At 67.9% G+C, this 17,604-nt stretch carries 18 protein-coding genes; all 18 read right to left on the reverse strand.

Annotated features, from left to right (window positions below; genetic code table 11):
- Positions 1-28: 28 nt before the first annotated feature.
- Positions 29-724: a tyrosine-protein phosphatase gene (locus ACFWY6_RS32140; protein ID WP_384697855.1), complete on the reverse strand. Its 696-nt coding sequence runs from the start codon at positions 722-724 to the stop codon at positions 29-31.
- 864 nt (positions 725-1,588) lie between these two features.
- Positions 1,589-2,908 (reverse strand): MFS transporter, encoded by a 1,320-nt coding sequence (locus ACFWY6_RS32145; RefSeq protein WP_384697858.1) that lies wholly within the window; start codon positions 2,906-2,908, stop codon positions 1,589-1,591.
- A 295-nt stretch (positions 2,909-3,203) separates the two neighbouring features.
- Positions 3,204-4,358, reverse strand: a complete 1,155-nt coding sequence (locus ACFWY6_RS32150) for a hypothetical protein (RefSeq protein WP_384697861.1) — start codon at positions 4,356-4,358, stop codon at positions 3,204-3,206.
- Positions 4,348-6,555 carry a serine/threonine protein kinase gene (locus ACFWY6_RS32155; protein ID WP_384697864.1) on the reverse strand — a complete coding sequence of 736 codons (2,208 nt, stop codon included), beginning with the start codon at positions 6,553-6,555 and terminating at the stop codon, positions 4,348-4,350. The genes ACFWY6_RS32150 and ACFWY6_RS32155 overlap by 11 nt, the downstream gene beginning before the upstream one ends.
- A 371-nt stretch (positions 6,556-6,926) precedes the next feature.
- Positions 6,927-8,135: a protein-L-isoaspartate O-methyltransferase gene (locus tag ACFWY6_RS32160; RefSeq protein ID WP_384697867.1), complete on the reverse strand. Its 1,209-nt coding sequence runs from the start codon at positions 8,133-8,135 to the stop codon at positions 6,927-6,929.
- A 125-nt stretch (positions 8,136-8,260) separates the two neighbouring features.
- The gene (locus tag ACFWY6_RS32165) at positions 8,261-9,019 is read right to left on the reverse strand and encodes a hypothetical protein (RefSeq protein ID WP_384697870.1); all 759 of its coding nucleotides are present in this window, start codon (positions 9,017-9,019) and stop codon (positions 8,261-8,263) included.
- Positions 9,020-9,201: 182 nt separating this feature from the next.
- Positions 9,202-9,543: a hypothetical protein gene (locus tag ACFWY6_RS32170; protein ID WP_384697872.1), complete on the reverse strand. Its 342-nt coding sequence runs from the start codon at positions 9,541-9,543 to the stop codon at positions 9,202-9,204.
- 60 nt (positions 9,544-9,603) lie between these two features.
- The gene (locus ACFWY6_RS32175; RefSeq protein ID WP_384697874.1) at positions 9,604-10,143 is read right to left on the reverse strand and encodes a hypothetical protein; all 540 of its coding nucleotides are present in this window, start codon (positions 10,141-10,143) and stop codon (positions 9,604-9,606) included.
- A gap of 22 nt (positions 10,144-10,165) precedes the next feature.
- On the reverse strand, positions 10,166-11,389 hold the full coding sequence (locus tag ACFWY6_RS32180) for an acyl-CoA dehydrogenase family protein (protein WP_384697877.1): 1,224 nt from the start codon (positions 11,387-11,389) through the stop codon (positions 10,166-10,168).
- Positions 11,390-11,427: 38 nt separating this feature from the next.
- The gene (locus tag ACFWY6_RS32185) at positions 11,428-12,021 is read right to left on the reverse strand and encodes a GAF domain-containing protein (protein ID WP_384697880.1); all 594 of its coding nucleotides are present in this window, start codon (positions 12,019-12,021) and stop codon (positions 11,428-11,430) included.
- A 34-nt stretch (positions 12,022-12,055) separates the two neighbouring features.
- Complete coding sequence (locus ACFWY6_RS32190) at positions 12,056-12,676, reverse strand: ATP/GTP-binding protein (RefSeq protein WP_384697882.1); 621 nt, start codon at positions 12,674-12,676, stop codon at positions 12,056-12,058.
- A complete protein-coding gene (locus ACFWY6_RS32195) occupies positions 12,654-13,037 on the reverse strand; it encodes a DUF742 domain-containing protein (RefSeq protein ID WP_384697884.1) in 384 nt (127 codons plus the stop codon). Before ACFWY6_RS32195 ends, ACFWY6_RS32190 begins: the two co-directional genes overlap by 23 nt.
- Positions 13,034-13,438, reverse strand: a complete 405-nt coding sequence (locus tag ACFWY6_RS32200) for a roadblock/LC7 domain-containing protein (protein ID WP_384697887.1) — start codon at positions 13,436-13,438, stop codon at positions 13,034-13,036. Before ACFWY6_RS32200 ends, ACFWY6_RS32195 begins: the two co-directional genes overlap by 4 nt.
- Positions 13,416-15,134: an ATP-binding protein gene (locus ACFWY6_RS32205; protein ID WP_384697889.1), complete on the reverse strand. Its 1,719-nt coding sequence runs from the start codon at positions 15,132-15,134 to the stop codon at positions 13,416-13,418. Before ACFWY6_RS32205 ends, ACFWY6_RS32200 begins: the two co-directional genes overlap by 23 nt.
- Complete coding sequence (locus ACFWY6_RS32210) at positions 15,127-15,705, reverse strand: hypothetical protein (protein ID WP_384697892.1); 579 nt, start codon at positions 15,703-15,705, stop codon at positions 15,127-15,129. The genes ACFWY6_RS32205 and ACFWY6_RS32210 overlap by 8 nt, the downstream gene beginning before the upstream one ends.
- A gap of 92 nt (positions 15,706-15,797) precedes the next feature.
- Positions 15,798-16,271, reverse strand: coding sequence for a hypothetical protein (locus ACFWY6_RS32215; protein ID WP_384697896.1), 474 nt, complete (start codon positions 16,269-16,271; stop codon positions 15,798-15,800).
- Positions 16,272-16,602: 331 nt separating this feature from the next.
- Entirely contained in the window at positions 16,603-17,010 is a 408-nt protein-coding gene (locus tag ACFWY6_RS32220; RefSeq protein WP_384697899.1) for a DUF6415 family natural product biosynthesis protein, read from the reverse strand.
- The coding region (locus ACFWY6_RS32225) for a hypothetical protein (RefSeq protein WP_384697902.1) at positions 17,003-17,604 on the reverse strand (602 nt) is incomplete at its 5' end. The genes ACFWY6_RS32225 and ACFWY6_RS32220, both read right to left, overlap by 8 nt.

Here is a 17,604-nt window from a genome sequence, read left to right on the forward strand (position 1 = left end):
GGCGGCGGGGCCCGCAGGCAACCTTCTGTCAGGGCAGCAGCAGGGACCGTAGTGCCGTGAGGTCGTCCGGCGTCATTCCATGGGCTTGGAGGTAGGCGGTGAGGCTGCCGTGCTCAGCGGTCATGGTCTCCATTGCGGATCGGAGAAGGTCCTCGGACACGGGGTGCGAGTACCGCGTCACCCCCGCTTCGTCGACGAAGGACGTGGGGCCGGCAACGAGAGCAAGCTCGATGTTCGACTGGACGAAGTCTGCGACGACGTCAGGCCAGGCCATGCCAAGCAGTGACTGGATCAGGGCCATGGCCAGTCCTGTCCGGTCCTTGCCCACGGCGCACTGGACGACAACCGGCGCGACCTTTGGACGGCTGAGTTCCTTGACCAGCCGTGCGATGGCTGGTCCTGCGTAGACCGCCATGAACGGGTAGAGCTTCGTGGGGTCCAACGGCCAGTCCTTACCGTCGAACCCGGAGAAGTCGCTCAGGCCCATCCGCTGAAGACCAGCCCGGTCCGGCAGCGCGGGCAGCGCGATCCACGTGACGTCCAGGCCATGCTTCTGGCCGGGCCAGACGTTGTTCTCGGCGCCACTGCGCAGGTCGATCACGGTTCGGATGTCGAGTTCGCGGATACGTTCCGCCCCGGCGTCGGTGAGGCGGTTGAGTGAGCCTGACCGGAAGAGGAGCCCAGTCTTCAGCGAGGAGATTCCAGCGTCTCGGAAGTTGCGCACGTTCGGCACGTCTAGCGCACGACTCTGCACGGGAATGAGGTGACTTGCCGACTGTTCCGCTATGTGTGGGCGCGTCATAAGGCGATGATAATTGAGTCAGATCGAAAAGTCCCTCATGTGGATCCGTTCCTCCCACATTTCTCGCAAAACTGCGTTCCGCCTCTAAACCCCTTGAATGTGACTTCCTGATGCACGCTGAAGCGTTGCAGCCGTGGAAGCGTGCCCCTGCTTAAACGCTCATACACCTCTGCACTATCAGCAACAGGACCAGCCTGGACAGTCGAGTCGGGACCATGAAGCGAGTTGCTTAATGTCGTTCAAGACGTCTTTGTCCCACCCAACCACGGGTCCGCTCCGTGCTATCTGCGACACGTTGGTGAGCGCCGTGACGATCAGGCGAGTTGTTGGCTGGTCCTGCGAGACGGGCGTGCCGATGCGATGTCTGCGGTGAAGCATCACCTCACGGCCGGACTCCGTATCGGCTGCGGGACAAGGCCTTCATCGCCGAGCGTTGAGGCGTGCAGTTGATAGCGGCCAGCGACGGCACGCTGGGCAGCGCCGTCCACAAGAACCTCCGTGCTGGACACGCTGTTTCGTCGGCCGGCGACTGATCAGCCGCCCGTCCATTGGTGTCGGGCGCCGTGCAGTCCTTGAGAGCGGCGGGCAGCCTGCGATCGAGCGGGGACGGCCCACCTTGCTCCAGCTTTCGGACGGACGTACCCGGCTCGGCCCAGACGTGCGTGCAGTACCGAGGAGATGTGCCCTGTTGGAGACCCTCAGTACAGAGGCGCCGATCTCGATGCCCAGGATGTCTGGTCAACACGCCGTGCGAGATGAGAAGTTCATCGCCGAACAGCTGCATCTCTAAGCCCTCGCAATGCTTTTGCCGAGATTGATGTGCCAAAGATGGGCGGGGGAGCAGACCAGCAGGACGAACCCGCTCACGGACGCGACAGCGGCGAGGGCCAAGGCGGGCCGCAGACCGATCAACTCGCCGAGCTGACCGGCGGCCAGCGCGGCTACTGTGCACGGGGCGACGCTGATCCAGGTGGCCACCGACTGCTGACGGCCTTGGTACGCCGGGATGCACAGGCTCTGGCGCACAGCTCGCTGTGTGGACGCGTATGCGTTTGTGGCTCCGGACCAGACCGCGACTGCCGCTCCGATCACATAGGGCCCCGCTGATCCCGGCCCTGCCATCAGCACGGGCAGCATGGCGAGCGGCTGCAGCCCCAGCGCGCCGAGCATGAGCCGACGAGCCCCACAACGCCGTTGGCCCGAAGGCGCGGCTAGCGCTCCCACCGCGCCGCCGATTCCACCGCATCCCAGAACCACGCCCACGGTGAGGGGGGACCAGTGCAGATGCAGGAAAAGGAACACTAGAAGCAGTGCGTCCCAGGCCGTCATCGCGAGGTTCATCGCGGTGGTGCAGAGCAGCAGCCTCCATACAACCGGATCAGTGCGGGTGTACCTCAGGCCTGATCGGATCTCGGCCCGCATCGTGCTCTTGCACCCTCGCGATTGAGGCTTCGGCTCCGCTGTCCGAATCCGGGCGAAGCACGCGGCACTGATCAGGTAGGCGGCGACGTCGGCCAGGATCGCCCGCCCCGTGCCAGTGAGAGCGACGAGCCCGACGGCGAGGTTCTTGCCCGCGGTTTGGGCGCACGCCCACAGTGCCCACACGCGAGCGTTGACAGAGGTCAGTTCCGTTCCCACCAGGACCGGTAGATAGCTGGCCGACGCAGTGCCGCAAAGGTCATTGACGGCTGCCAACAGGAAGGCCACGGCGTAGAGAAGCGGCATGGAGAGCATGCCTTTCATCGCCGCGAGGGGAACAGCAGCAAGGATGACCGCGCCGCATGTTCTGCCCCAGAGCAGCACTGGCAGCCGCCGATACCGGTCCACCACAGCACCAGCCACCAGGGCAGTCACCACAGACGGCGCAGTCCTCGCCGCCACTAGGGCACTCGTCTCCACTACGGAGGCCCGGAGTTCGATCAGCGCAACCATGGGCAGGGCCACCGAGGTGACCGCCACGCCGACAGCCCGGACCACCACGGCCGTGGTGTAGTAGCGCAGATCTCTGCGTACCACCCCGTCCTCTCTCGGCGGGGCGTACTTGCCATCCGTGTGTGGTGACGCAGGAGGAGCATCGCGCGAAACGGTCGCCGCTTCCGTGGTCACCGCGGATGCCTCCTCGCTGTTGCGGCGGGACCGGCGGTTACTGCTGGGTGGCTCACTGCCTGCGCCGTGCGTGACGCATTGACCGCCCCCGAGCTGTCGCGGACGACGGTGGAGCCGGGGAGTTCGGTGGCTCTCGCCAGCCTGCCCAGCAACCCACCCTGAAGGCAGGGCAGATCATGCACAGTCAGGAGGAGGGAGCCGACCGAGTGATGCTTCAGCAGTGCCCGCCCATCGAGTACGGCTGCTGGGTGCGGAGCGGGTGTGGTGATTGACGCAGCGGGAAGCGCGACGCCATTCAGATCGAGGGGCATACGAGTTCTTGCTCCATCTGGTCATGCTGGTCTGCTGTGCCGGGGTCGGCGTTGCTGTAGTTGTGGCGAGCGGGGCTGGAAACGCTTGGGGGTCCGAACACGTCGCAGGCTCTGCTGGTGGGCCAGGCAGGAAAGACTCCGCTGTCCATTTCCGTTGGCGCGTGGGATGCCGAGGTTGGCGACGGCTCCTCGCGAGGCGGGCTCCATCGGCCTACTTGGCGCGGAGCAACGTCAGGGTCCCCATCTCTGCTCGGGGTAGTGGACGGTGAGGGTGGTGCCTTCGGCACGTTGCGCCCTGGCGGATTGCGTCCTGCCGTGGAAGGTCCCTTGGACGAGGCGGCCCGCAGCTTGCTGACCGTCACGGCTGGCCTGCCGAAGGGAAACGGCGACGGGAAGCGAGGTACGCGGACGAGGCCGCCCTGCTTGCGCGCTGCCTGGAGTAGTGGTCGGCGGATGGGCCGCGGGACGGTCGGACGCCGGAGACGCACGGCTTCTGGCTGCGGTCGGTGGGCGGGTCGATCTGCCAGTGCAGTCCGTGCGGGTCCCTGATGAGCTGGGAGCTTGTTCTTGTCCACTGCTCCAGGACCATGCGGGGCGGAGTCGGCCATGGCGAAGAACAGGGTGGCGAGGTTGTCGGCGGTGAGGCCTGCGTAGTGGAAGCGCAGGCGAGCGTAGTAGTCGAGCGCGGGGCGTAGCACTGTTAGGTCCAGTACGGCGGCGCGGCGTAGGACCGCGCGCCAGATATGCCGGGCACTGTCGGGCGGCGGAACCCGATCGTTGAAGTGTGGGAACCAGGACCCGACGCCAGCGCGCACGGGTTTGAACGAGCGCGTGCACTGACGGTCCGAGTGCCCGCCCTGGTAGAGGCGGACGTGGGACAATTCGTTCGACCAGTAGAAGGTGTGGCAGTCCCGGTCCTGCAGCATGTACTCCCCGTGGGCTTTGAACCAGGTGCCGTTGGTGATCAGATCGTGGAGCATCGGCCGTATCAGCCGGGCGGCCAGGCCGAGTTGGATGTCGTGGGTGTCGCTGATCTGGTGGGCCACGGGCCCGGCCACCGAGATTTCGTAGGCCGCCTTCTTCGGAACCGGAGCCGGCATCTTCCGCCACGGCGTGTTGGGTTCGGTCTCACTGTGCATGGCTATCGCCTTCCTGCCGGTGGCTGTGGGGCGCGGACGGTTCGGGATCTCGACGACTGCGGCGCGGTTCGGCAGGTGAGGGAGCCCGCCAGGAACGGGACACCTTCCGCCCCAGAGAGGGCCCTTGTGGCCCAAGCGGTTGACCGCCGCGGGCTTGCGGCGTGACCTGGTAGGAACGGATGGCCTGTTCGTAGATGTCCGTCACGCGTACCCGCTGGTCGGCAGGCCCCATGGCCATGATGATGTGGAACTTCCCATTGATGATCAGTGCTTGGTTGCGGGCATAGACAGGGCCACGGGGGGAGCTCGTCCATGTGTACTGGCCCTCGGCCATGGAGGTGTCCTGGCCGATATCGACCCGGCGCACGCCCTCAGCCACGCCCTCGGGATCAGCCCGGTAGGGGGCGAGCTCTGGTTCCACTGTCTTCTGGTATGCGAGGGGATCACGTCCATGGTCGCGGACACTGTCGCGTCCGGGCACGACGAGGAGCGTGAAGTCCCCGCGGGCATAACGCACTTGATGGCGGTCCGCTCCGTCGTGGCGCTTCCAGCCCGCCGCGACAGCGATCTCGAACCCGGCCGTGTCCCTACGCGTCGTGTAGCCCACGGCCGGCGCCGGAGAGGTGCTGCGGGGCGCCGGAGCGGGCGGTCGGGCCGTGTCGGCAGGTGGGGGGTCGGAGACCGTGGCCTCCGCACCCGAGAAGCGTTCCCAGGGGATGGCTATCGCCGCATAGCCCCCCAAGCCGGTCAAGGACAGGGCAGCCACCGCGAGAAGTATCCGCTTGCCGGGCCGGGGGCCAGCGGCCCCGGCCCGGCGGTGGCGCCCACTCAGGGGAGGGGCGGGCGCCCTTCGGGGGCGCGTCAACTGCCGCCGGAAGCGGAGCACGGGGAGCCGCGCGGCTGGAGGGCCGGATGGGACGGGCGCCATGGCAGCAGCGGGGCATTCGGGTGCGCTGCGGGTCAGGGAACGCAGCCACCCGTAGAGCTCCGCAACCGCTGGGCGCTGCAGCGGGTCCTGGCGCAACAGGGACTCGACCACGGGGCGAAGCGGTCCGCAGTTCTCGGCGAAGGCGGCCGGCTCAGTGCAGACCAATTCCACCAGCTCGGACGCGTCGTCCTCCGGGTAGGGCGGGAACCCTTCGACCGCCCGGAACAGCAGGGCACCCAAGGCCCACAGGTCGGCGGCCGGGCCGACCGGAACGGGCATCGAAGTGGGCGCGATGGGCGCGGCCTGCTCCGGGGCCCAGCGCTCGACGACTGCCCCGACCATCGCGATCCGCACCTGACGGGCCCGCTCGGCGGCCAGCGGCGTCAGCGGCCCACTCCACCGTGCTGGCCGGACAGAGGCGGCTCTGACCATCGGCGAGGCATCGTGGCCTCCGCCGGCCATGTCCGCGTGGGCGGCGGAGGGCGGCTGACGCTGGGCATCGGCTTTCATCGCTCGGGAGAATCCTGCGGTGACGCGCAGCGTAGTCGTCGGTGAGGCGGGCCTGGCCTCTGTGGGCCGTGCCGGGTGCTTTGACTCCACGGCGGAACTGCCCGTCTCAGTCCGGATCTTCTGGGGGGTTGAATCTGTCCAGGGCGCGGGGGAGTAGCCGCACAGAGCATCCTGTACCGCGCCCTGGGCGAGGCCGGTGAGCATCGCCTGTCCGTTCTTACAGATCATTACGGTGCTGGCAGTCACATGCCCATGTATCCGGCCTTGGCTGTGCAGGTCGTTCAGCGCGGCCAGGACGTCGGCAGCGATCTCGGCGGCCCGATAGGGCCGCAGTGTCCCTTCGGTAAGCAGCGCGGACAGAGGGCGTGCACCGGCGAGGGGTTCGCTGACGATCCACAGCGAGTCCTTGTCTTCCTCGACGATCGCGTCGAAGAGCTGGTCTCGCCGCTGATGATCACGCAGGCGTGTCACGGCGGCGGCTGCCGACAGGGCGGACCGAAGCAACCTCGCGCCATCCGCGTCCTGCGGTCCGCCGTTCGGCCCTGCCGTGCGCAGGGGTGTGCCGGTGACCTCTGCTTCAACGACCTCCGGCAGCGGGATGCGCTGCAGCAGCACCTCGCAGCCGGTTTGCCCATCGACGGCCCGGGTTGCGACGAGCCCTTCCTCTCCGAGCGCTGAGACGTCCAGGCGGTAGCGGCCAGCGACGGCGCGCTGGGCAGCGCACCAACCGCCGTCCATGGGAACTCCCGTGAAGGTCATGCTGCTTCGGCCACCGGTGACTGGCCCGGAGCCATCCCTCCGTCCTTCCGTATGGGTGTGTCGAGGCCGCCCCTGCTGGGGCAGTGCTGGATGTCCGGCGACCGCCCTCTGGCCGACTGCGGGGAGCGCTGCCTGCTGATCCGGAAATGGGGCGGCTTGAGCACCAGCCGGGAAACGGCCGACAGGCACGGCCCCGGCAGGCGGACAGCCTGTGGGGATCCGACAGCGTCGGACAGCCAACACTTCCTGGGGAGCGCCCGCGAGGGCGGCCGGACGCGGCCGTACGACTGCCGTGCTCCCGCTGCACGGGGCGGGGCCGACTCTGCCGTGCGGCCACGGCGTACCGCCCCGGGGGAGTCCTCGACCCACGCTCACGGGGTCTCGGTGACGGGCGACGTGTCCGGGAGGGGGAGCTGCCAGGACAGCTCGATTTCGCCCGAGCCGCCGCTGACCCACTGCTCATGCCCGTCGACGTGCAGCCGGTAGACGGATGGGCGGCCGGCAGCTCGCCACCGGGTAGCGACACTCTGGATCTCCTTCCAGATGTCGCGGGGGCCGGAGGTGGTGACGGCCCACCGGTGATAGCCATCGGGCCGCACGAGCATCCACGATCCACAAGCGGGGGCGCCGACCAGCAGCTGCTCGTCGTCGAAGTACTGCTCCAGCCCGCCCAGCAGGTGGTCGACTGCCAGCCACAAGCCATGTGCCGTGTCCCCAGGCGGGGCCAGACGGCTCCGCTGCGTCCAGTCACCCGACTCGGTAGCCATCCGGTCGCGGAACTCCGGCGTGAGCAGACTCCGCTTCGTGCTGTGCCCGGCATGGTGGGCGACGTCTGCGGCTCGCAACTCCGCCGTGACCTTGCCGTTCGCAGTCCGCGTGACGACGGCAAGCCCCGGCCGCGACGGTGACGCCGTGGCGACGGGAACCAGCAAACGGCCTCCCGGAGCAAGCTGTTCGACCAGCGCGTCCGGCACGCGCGGCCCCGCGCATGACACGTAGATCCGGTCGTAGGGCGCAGCGGCAGGACAGCCCTGCTCGCCATGGCCGTTCACCACGGTGGGCCAGTAGCCGAGTTCGGCTAGGCGGGCCCCGGCGGCGTCCGCCATATGGGAGTCCCGGGCGAGAGTGACCACGCCCGAGTGGCCACAGACGTGACTGGCCACCGCGGCGGTCACCCCCGCACCCGTCCCGATGTCCAGCACCCTCTGTCCGGGGTGGAGATCCAGCTCCTGGAGCAGGGAGGCGGTTAAGCCCATCCCGGGGGAAGCTGAGGTGATCGACCCGGTCAAACCGGTGCCGCGAGCCCGACCCAGGATTGGCTCCCCGTCGCGCTGGATCCCTACGCTGGCCCCGCCGTACAGCACGGAAAGCAGTTCCCTGCGGTCCTGCGGTTCCGTCCAGTCCAGCAGATCCCACTTCGGCGGCCGCTCACCGGGGGCGCTGCGCCGTACGTAGGCCTGCGGCATCAGCACCTCGCACGGCAGCGCCAGCAGAGCGTCTCGCACGCGGCCTCTCCCGAGCGCCCCTTCCCCTTCCAGCCGCGCCACCATGGCCGTCCGCGCGGTGACCGGATCGTCCACGGTGGCGCCGAGCACCTCGTCGGTGCGGACCGGGCAGGGTGGAGGCTGCGAAGGCGGTCCCGGGCGGTGTTCGCCGTGCGTGTGCGGGGTGCCCGATCGTCCCGGACCAGCCACGTGCGACGCCGTCATGACTGTGCATCCCGGTGCGGGGCGGGGACACCGTGTGGATGCTGCGGGCCATCCGGGTTGCCCTGGTTGCTGGTGTCCACGGTGCTGTGGAGCAAGTCGGTCAGGCCGAGGCGGTCGGCCGCCCACCGTGCGGCGTCGACGAAGCCAGCCGCCGTCAGGATCCGGTCCCCACGGTCGTCGGTACGGCGGCTGCCGTCCTCGGCCAGCCAGGTCCGGTTGACGAAGAACGCTCGGTCCTCGACCCTCTCCCAGTCCTGCGCGGTTGGACCCTCGCCCTGGGCATATCCGTTCCAGTCGCCCGCGGCAATCGCCAGCCACCCGTCCTTGGCCAAGGTGGTGTACCAATTCGCCTCGTCCATACGCCTGCTGGCCGACCAGTAGCAGGAATGCTCGGAGACCAGGCTCAGCGAGCGGGGGCTGAGCTGCCCGTCGGCGTTGCGCATCTTGACCGACACGTTCGCCGGCGCGTGCCACCCAGCCCACGAGTGCGGGTGTTCCTGGGTGACTGCGAACAAGCCGTCGTCGTGGAGGAAGATGACATTGTCGTTCCCGGATGCTGAGGTCTTCGCCGCCGGGTAGCCGTGCATCTCGAGGCGGGTCTGGACATGGAGCAGGTCGCAGGCCTGCATCTCCTGCCAGAGCACCACATGCGGCTTCTGTTCGCGGATCCAGTCGCAGGCCGCGTCGACACGCTCGCCCTTCCTGATATTGCAGAACACGAAGGTGATCCCGTTGTCGTGAGTGGAGGTCGTCACGTGCTTGCTCTCTGTTCGTAGGTTGGTCGTGGAGGGGCGAGCGCGTCCCGGCCTGCGCGGTTGGAGGAGCTGGACCGGGAGGGATACCGCGGGGGAGGCCCAGAGAGAAGGCGCTGGACTCTCTGCCCTATATGCCTGGCAAATGCGCCTGCACAATAGCCAGTTGACCGCCCGACCCCCTTCTACGCCCGCGCCATGGTTCTGCTCGGCATGACGCGCAGGTGACGGGCGGGAGAGTGAACCAGTACGAAGGCGCTCACCGCCGTGACGGCAGCGAAGGCCATGGCGGGGCGCAGGCCAATCAGCTCGACGAGCTGGCCGGCGGTCAGCACGGCCACTGCGCATGGGGCGAACGTGATCCAGTTGCTGACCGACTGAAGACGCCCTTGGTACTCCTCGCTGCACCGGCTGTGGCACACGGTTCTCTGCGTGGACCCGTACGCGACGACTCCTGCGGTCCACACCACGACGGCCGCCGCGATCACATACGGCGACGCGGGCCCTGTGCCACTCGTCCCAGTCATCAGCCGCGGGCAACGTGGATGTGCTCAGGCCCGCGCTGCTGCTCCCGTGTGTCGGCCCGCTCACCCTGCAGCCAACTCTGACGCGAAAGCGACGAAGCACTGGTGCTGGTGGAAGTAGCGGAGGATGCGCTGGTACTCGAAGTTGTCCAGCGGCATCGCGGACCGTCCCATGACGAGGAGACCGTGGGCAGGGCCGATCACTGCATAGCGGCAGGCTGCCGCCAGGCCATGCCGCTGCTCACTGGAGCGCCATACGGCGGCGTCGTCGTCAGAGTAGGAGCGCTCCGTCACATGCCAGCCAGGCATCTGGCTGGCACACCGGCGCAGCTGCTCCAGCGCCTCGCGCCGCTTCTCACCGGGGGCTGCAACCACGTAGGGAATGAGAGTGACAGTGGGTTCCTGCGTGAGGTCTTTGAGCAGGTCGCCCATGTAATGGATACGCAGGGTGTCGAGATCGGCGGAGACACGCGTCGGGTCCTGACTCGGACGCAGCGGGTAATCACCGGCCAAAAGAGCACTGAGGCTATCGGCCTTCGCGTCACTGTCCGGTGGGTTGGGCGAGTGATCCGCGGGGATGCCCGCGGCGTGTTCGTGGTCCATGGGGTGTGTCCTTGGAAGCGGGTCAGGCGACGCTGTTGGCCTGTGTGGTGGAGGGTGCGGTGAAGAGCTGTGACCACTGGTTGCGTTCGCTGCTGAGGGTGGCTTTGCCCAGGTGGTGGAGCTGGATGTCGTCGGGGCCTGCGGGCGCGGCGATATGGCGGATGTCGCGGTCAAGGCGGGCGAAGGGGTAGTCGGTGCGGGTCGCGTAGCCGCCGAAGAGGTCGGCGGCCTGCTGCGCTGCGGCTTCTGCGGCCCGTTTTGCCGTGAGTTTGGCGTGGAGCAGCGCGGTGTCGCACGGCACCGAGCGGTCGAGCAGGGCCGAGGCGTGGTAGACGGCGAGTTCGGAGGTGATGAGCTCGTGGCGGATCTCGGCGACGCGGTTGCGGACGACGGCGTTGTCGGAGAGGTGACCGCCGCGGCGTGGGCGGGTGGTGACGAAGGTGACGGTGTCGTCGAGCAGTCGCTGGTGCAGGCCGAGCGCGACCGCGGCCAGGTTGGGACGCCCGCACACCACCGAGGCGCCGTACGCGGCGGCCATGCCCTCACCTTCCTCGCCCAGCAGGTTGGCGGCCGGTACACGGACGTTGTCCAGGAGGAGAGTGCCGGCGCTGAAGCCATGCAGACCGACGTAGGAGGGCAGCTCCAGGGTGACTCCGTCGCGGTCGGCTTCGACGAGGAACGCCGACAGCGCGTCTTTGTCCCGGCTGCCGGGTTTGCCGGTGCGGGCGACGACCAGGTGCAGCCCGGCGATGTGGCTGTTGCCGATGAATTGCTTGTGGCCGTTCAGCACCCAGGAACCCTCGCTTTGGGGAACGGCGGTGCTGGTCATGCCGAGGATGTCGCTGCCTGCGTCAGGTTCTGTGACGGCGATGGTCATCCAGAGTCCGGCGGCGATCTGCGGCAGCCACTGCGCCCGCTGTTCGGGGCTGCCCAGCACCTGCAGGGCGAAGGCCGGGATGAGGGAGGCCTGGTACATGGCGCCGGCCGCGCCGCTCCAGTAGGACAGCTCCTGGATCAGGAGCATCTTGGCAACGTGCCCGGCGCCCATCCCGCGGTATGGCTCTTCGGGGACGAGCACACCGGTCCAACCCTGCTTCGCCAGAAGGGCGGGGATGATGCGGTCGACGTGCGTGCCGGCCTCTTCCATCCGCGCGGTGAGCGGTGCGATCTCCTCCCGGGCGAAATCACGGGCCAGTGCCCGCAGACGCTTCTGCTCCTCGCTCAGATACGGCTCGACCTCGGACATCACTGTTTCCCCTCCCTGGCAGCGGGGGCGGTGGCAGATCAGATCAGTGCTCTGCGGGCTGAGAGCGACATGAGCTGTCCGACGGCTTCCGCCGCAATGAGCTTGCTCAGGTCGACGGCCTTTGTGTCCCACTTCGTGACTTGCCTGCCGATGACGCAGGCCGTACCGAGGCTGATCCCCGTGGACGGGTGGATCATCGGTGCCCCCAGATAGGTCTTGACGCCCAGCTTGTGCATGGCGCCATTGCCGACGCTGCGCGGCCAGTCCCGGACGTCGTCCAGCGTGAAAGCCAAGCGTCGGTCCAGGGTGTAGACGCACCAGCCTTCGGAGCGGGACATCGTGCGCTCGGTGTGGGCGGCGGAGGCCTCTCCGGTGCTGTGGCCGCCTGCGGCACGGGGTGTGGACAGCCCGGCGAAGAATTGATCGTGCGTGATGATGTTGATGATTCCAGTGAAGACCTGCCCGCCCTTCAGATCGCTGGTGGCGATGGCAAAACGGTCGGCGAGCGCGTCCATCTCGGCCATCGGGCGCCGGTCGTTCAGCCCGAGTTCCTCCAGCAGGGCAAGACGCGCCGGGAGTTCGGTGTCGACGGGCAGATCGTGGTGGCCGGTCTGGCTGTTGTATGTGGGCATGCAGGTTCTCCAGGTAGAAGTCGGTGGGTGCTGGTCATACGTCCGTGTCACGTCCCCAGGCCTGTTCGTAGGCGTGCTCAACGAGCTTGATCAGCACGTGGCGGGCCGAGTCTGTTCGTCGGGCGTCGCAGGCCAGCAGCGGGACGGTCGGGTTGAGTCCCAGTGCCTGCTGCACTTCGGCTTCGGGGTAGGCCTCGGCTCCGTCGAAGCGGTTGACGGCGACGAGGAAGGGAATGTTCCCTTCTTCGAAGTACTCCACGGCGGGGAAGCAGTCCTTCAGCCGTCGGGTGTCGGCCAGAACGATCGCCCCGAGCGCGCCGCGGGTCAGGTCGTCCCACATGAACCAGAATCGGTCCTGGCCAGGCGTGCCGAACAGCATCACCTGCACGTCGTATTTGCCGAATTCTGCCCTTTCCACGGGCAGCGTGATGCGTCCGAAGTCCATGGCGACGGTGGTGGTGGTCTTCGGCTCGGTTCCGGTCAGGTGGTCGATGCCCTGACCGGCGACGGACATCACTTCCTCGGTGCGCAGCACCTTGATCTCGCTCAGGGCGCCGACCAGCGTCGTCTTGCCGACGCCGAAGCCACCGGCGATGACGACCTTCACTGCCACCGCCATGCGCGTCCCGGTGTCAGGGCAGGTGTCGTAGGCCATTGAGGACGTCCTCCATGATGCGTCGGTCGGTGCCTGCACCGGATGGATCGCGCAGGCCGGGTGGCATGGGGGTGACGAGATAGCCGTCATCCATCAAGTCGCAGACCATGATCTTGACGACTTGGAGCGGTTGGCCGATCGTGCCGGCGATCTGTGAGAGGGAGCAGGCGCTGTCACGACAGGTGTCGAGGATCTGTAGGTAGTGCGGCTGTGGTGGCTTCTGAGGGGCGCCGCGGCTGGCGGTGACCAAGGCCGTCCGGTCGAGCTGCCGGGACGGCTCGGAACGCCCCTGGACCAGAACGTAGGGGCGCACCTGGCCCAGGCCGTCCCCGCCGCCGGGCATGGCCGTAAGCCCGCTCATGTCAGACGCGGGGGTACCGTCAAGTTCTGGGGCATCTGCCTGGTCAGCAGCAGCATTTCGTAGCCGAGCTGCCCCATATCCGCCCCCGGCTCGCTGACCACGGTCAACAGCGCTCCCTCGCCCGCTTCCATGATCACCAGGTTGGTGTTCCCCATCTGGAAGAGGGTTTGGTCCACCCCGCTCTCGGTCTGGAGCGTGTTGGCCGCGGCCTTGGCCAGGGAGTACACCCCGCTGGCGAGGGCGCTGAGGACGTCGGCGACCTCCGAAGCGTTCTCGGCGAGATTCACCTGGCTGATCAGCAGCCCGTCGTGGGAGGTCACCAGCGTGGCGCGTACACCGCTGGTGTTCGTCGCGAAGGTCTGCAGGAGCCAGTCGATGTCAGGAGCGGTGGGGGTGGTCATGCTCATCCTTGGAGTCGGTGGGGCTGGTCGGGCGGGAGGCGGTGTCCGGGGCAACGGGCTGGTGGTGGACAGCCCGGTCGGTTCCTTGGGTGAAGGCACGCAGCACACCAGGATCAGGTGCGCTCCTTCGGAAGGCGGCCGGGCGTTGTTGCTGATCCCGCAGCTGAGGATGGCGGTAGGACAGCGCGGGATCGCGGGCCGGCAGCGGAGCGCGGGCAGACGCGGTTGGTGCCGGGGCCCGGCTGCTGTCCGCCGGTCGTGGAGTGCCGCGTTGTGGAGCGCGCCGTCGCGGCAGTGGTGCTGGAGGGTCCGTGTGGGCTGCGGTGGCCGCCGTCTCAGCTGGGGCTTGGACGATGGGAAGCGCCAGAGTTCTTTCCGCCGGTGTCTCCCCTGTCGTGTCAGCGGCGGCGCTGGAGAGCGCGGGTTGTCGCATTGGTGTCGCAGGGGAGGAGGCGCGGCCATCTGCCGGGAGTTCGTCGCCGTCGGCGAGAAGGTGGAGGGGGACTACGACGACGGCGGTGGTGGCCCCGTAGACGTTGACCTCCAGATGCACGTGCAGGCCGTAGCGGTTGGCGAGTTTGGAGACGACCCAGATGCCTGTGCGTCCGTCTCGGGCGTACTCGCTGATGTGGCGTGACGTGGGCTTTGCCAGCAACTGATTCAAGTGCTTCAGGGTGTCGGAGGGAATAGCGGGGCTGCCGCGGTCTTCGATCTCGACGGCGATCCCGGCCGGGGCCTGCGCCAGGCGCACCTTCACCTGCTGCTCGGGAGAGGAGAAGTTGAGGCCGTTGTCGATGAGTTCGGCCAGCAGGTGTGCCAGGGCGACGGTGATGCGGCCTCGGATGAGGGCGTCGACCGGCGTGATCATCTCGACACGGCGGTAGCCCTCGACCTCCTGGATCGCATGCTGCAGGACCAGCGACGCAGCGGACGGCTCACTCGGTTCCCGAAGCGCGCCGCCGCCCAGGATGATCAGGCTTTCGGCGAACCGGCGTTTACGCGTGGCCTTGTGGTCCAAGGCGAAGAGCCCGCGCAACACCTCAGGGTCCTCGGTGCTGCGTTCCAGGGCATCGCACTCGCTGATGGTCTGGTTTGCCAGCTTCAGCATGCGGCGTCCGAGCACCAGCAGAGCGGCTCTGTCTTGATCGGCCGCGCTTTCGGTGATCATGACTTGGACCTCGTGCACGAACCCGTCCCAGGCGCAGGCGAGTTGGGGCAGCGGATGATCGCCGGGATTCGCATCGGGCACGGCACGGATCTGCGGCCGCTCTCCGCGGCGCATCTGGTCCATGCAGGTTTGGATGTCCTTCAATGCCAGGGACAGCCCCTCGCGCAACTGAGCCGCCCACAACGCGTCACTGGAAACCCGCTGCTGGAGTGCCTGGACCTGGTGGGAGTCAGCAGCGGCCTGCCGCTGGAGCGCGGCTGCCGTGGCGGTGCTCATCGACCACGCCGCCGCGGAGGCGACGGCACACGCGCTGGTCACTGCGACCCAGATCACCCAGCCGTATGACAGATGACTGGCAGGACCTCGTGTCAGATACAGGGCTGCCAGCATCATCGGCAGCGTCACCAGGGCAGGCAGGATCGCGATCCAGTGCAGCCGTCGGCGCAGCGTCCGCGGCGCGGCGACGCGACGGTCCGCCTTCTGCGGGCGCCGCCGGCGGGCGTGCCCGCGGATAGAGGTCTCAGCCATGATCCGCCTCACCCTCGACCGGCAGACACTGGAAGGGCACCGCGACGTCAGTACGGATCATCGGTGTGAGCCCGGGCCGTGCCTGGGCTCTGACCTGCAGGTGGGACAGGCGCTCGAAGCTGGTCAGGGTGCGCAACTGCACCTGCTGCCAACCGCATTGGTCCTGGAGGTAGGCGCTCAGACGTCCGGGTACGGGAGCAGTAGCAGTTCCCGGCTTCGGCTCCCGTACCTCGCAGCGCACCCAGGTGCAACCGATGCGGGCGGCGAAGTCGGCGGCCCACAGCGTCATCAGCTGGCCGATGCCCTCTTGCCGGCCCGGGACGCTGTGGGCGTGGGAGATCAGTACGCATGGCTCTCCGCCGAGGGGGCCCCAGTGCTCCAGGACCGGCCGGTGGTGCAGACGCATGTAGCCGACCAGGACGTCGTCCTCGTAGAGGCCCACCTCGTCGGTGTCCGAATCCGGGCAGTGTTGGCGGGCATCGGTGTAGCCGAGCTTGGCCTGCCACTGTCGGCGGTCCTCCATCAGCGCTTCCACCTCGGCGCGGGCGGCCGCGGTGCGTACGGGACGCATCACGTAGGCGGAGGGGGGAGTCCTGGGCCAAGACGGTGCCGGCGCTGGTGCCGCTCCTGCTGCATCGTGCTGCGGCGACCTGTGGATGCCGCTCACTGCGTCGCTCCGCTGGTGGGCTCGGCGGTCATCGGAGCGGGCGCCAGGACCTGCCAGGAGTGTCCCAGGGCCACCAGGTGGGCGGGATCAGCGGCACCGGCCTTGGTACACAGCTCATCGATGCGGTTCCGCAAGCCCCTCAGGGGCAGACCGCACACCTCGGCAATCGTTGTCGCCCGGGAGTGCTGGGCGAGTGCGCGCATAAGCATCTGGTCGGCATCGGTGAAGTCGGGGGCAGGCTTGTTGGGGGTAGGCGGCGGCACCTGACCGGCGGACAACAGCACGTGCACCAGAACCGCGCGTGAGGACCCGGGCGCTGCCATTCGGATTCGCACACGGGACAGATGGCCCCGGATCGTGACGGGGGAGCGGTGCCTGTGCGCGGCGAACTTGTCGAAGGTGCCGTCGACAAGCCAGAGAGCGATCTCCTTCTGCGTCGAGGTAAGGGAAACAGCGGGCCTAGTGGTCATCTCAGGTTCCTGGTCGGGTCGAACATCAGAAAGGTCCCAGGGCGAGGGGCCGGAAGAGCGGCTTCCCGATCGGGAGAGTCGGCAGTGGGGCACGGGGGCTTGTGCGGACACATCGGTGTGGCCTGTCTCGAAAGTTGGGGTCGGGTACGGGACGTGCGTCGGGGCAGAAGGTCTGCGAGATAGCAGGTATGGGCGGCCGCCGCTCACCACCTGCTCGGCGTCTCCCGCACGGGCCTTTAGGTACGGGAGTCACCGCTTCCTCCCGCGATGCGCCTCGAGGCGTCCGTGCGGGGCACGGAGTTCACGATGCTGGAGGAACCGGTCTGAGGGGCTAGGTACGTGGGGGCGGGCTCAGGCTGTCGGGCGCCTCGTGTTCGACCAGGTGCACGGCCTGGAGGAGGGCCTGGCCCAGACGAGCCAGGTTCTGGGCCCGTTCGGCGGCACGGCGCTGGTCGCGTGGGATCCCGTCCGTGAGCCGCCCGCGCGCTTCACTAAGCGTCGCCTGCACGCGCCGGCACAAATCGGAGTCCTGCGGCATCCGTTCAACAGCGGCGTGCAGCACGGCACTGAGCAGCGAAGCCTGCTCGCGGATGTCCTCGATCACGCCCAGAGTGTGATCCACCCCCGGTACGCCCTCCGAGCTGCGAAGATCCCACGCAAGGGTCTGCTCGACGAGTTGTTGTAGCTGCGTCGTGTCCGGAGATCCGTGGAAGTCTTCCTCTTCGCTGTGATCAGACATGGCACACCGCGCGTGTGTCGGTCTGCATCGGCTGCGGGGCGACGTGCCGCAGATGCATGCGAGCCCGTCCCAGGAGGTCGTACAGGTCTTGTGGGTCGGTGGTCGCATAGACGCGGGGCTCAGGCGGGACGAGCCAGAACCGTCGGCCCTGACAGACGCCCTCGGGTCCCTGGGTGGAGCACTGCAGCAATCGCCCTCGGCCACACTGAAACTCGGAGTGCGGTGCACGCCACCAGGAGACCGTCCCGTCCGTGACCGGCACGAGCAGTCGTTGGTGGGTGGTGCAGCACAGCAGCGGCCCGACCGGCCTTCCGTTATCGATCATCACGTCGAGTGCGGCCATGCCCAGACCCCAGCTGAGGCGGACGATATCCACCTGGCGCGGTACCAGATCAGGCAGCGGTGATTCGCTGCCGCTCACCCGCCAGCTGTGGCGGCTGCTCAGTAAGGGCATCATCAGCTCTCCGGTCAGGACAGTGGTTTCTGAGGACGGGCGGGAGCGGCGGATGGCTTTGTCCGCGGCGGGGCGGTCGGGTTCATGCGGTGGGGGTGGGCGGCCGCCGCCCATCCCTGACCCGGTCTCGTATACACATC

Origin of the sequence: Streptomyces sp. NPDC059037 (genome assembly GCF_042740015.1) — a bacterium.
Classification (GTDB): domain Bacteria; phylum Actinomycetota; class Actinomycetes; order Streptomycetales; family Streptomycetaceae; genus Streptomyces.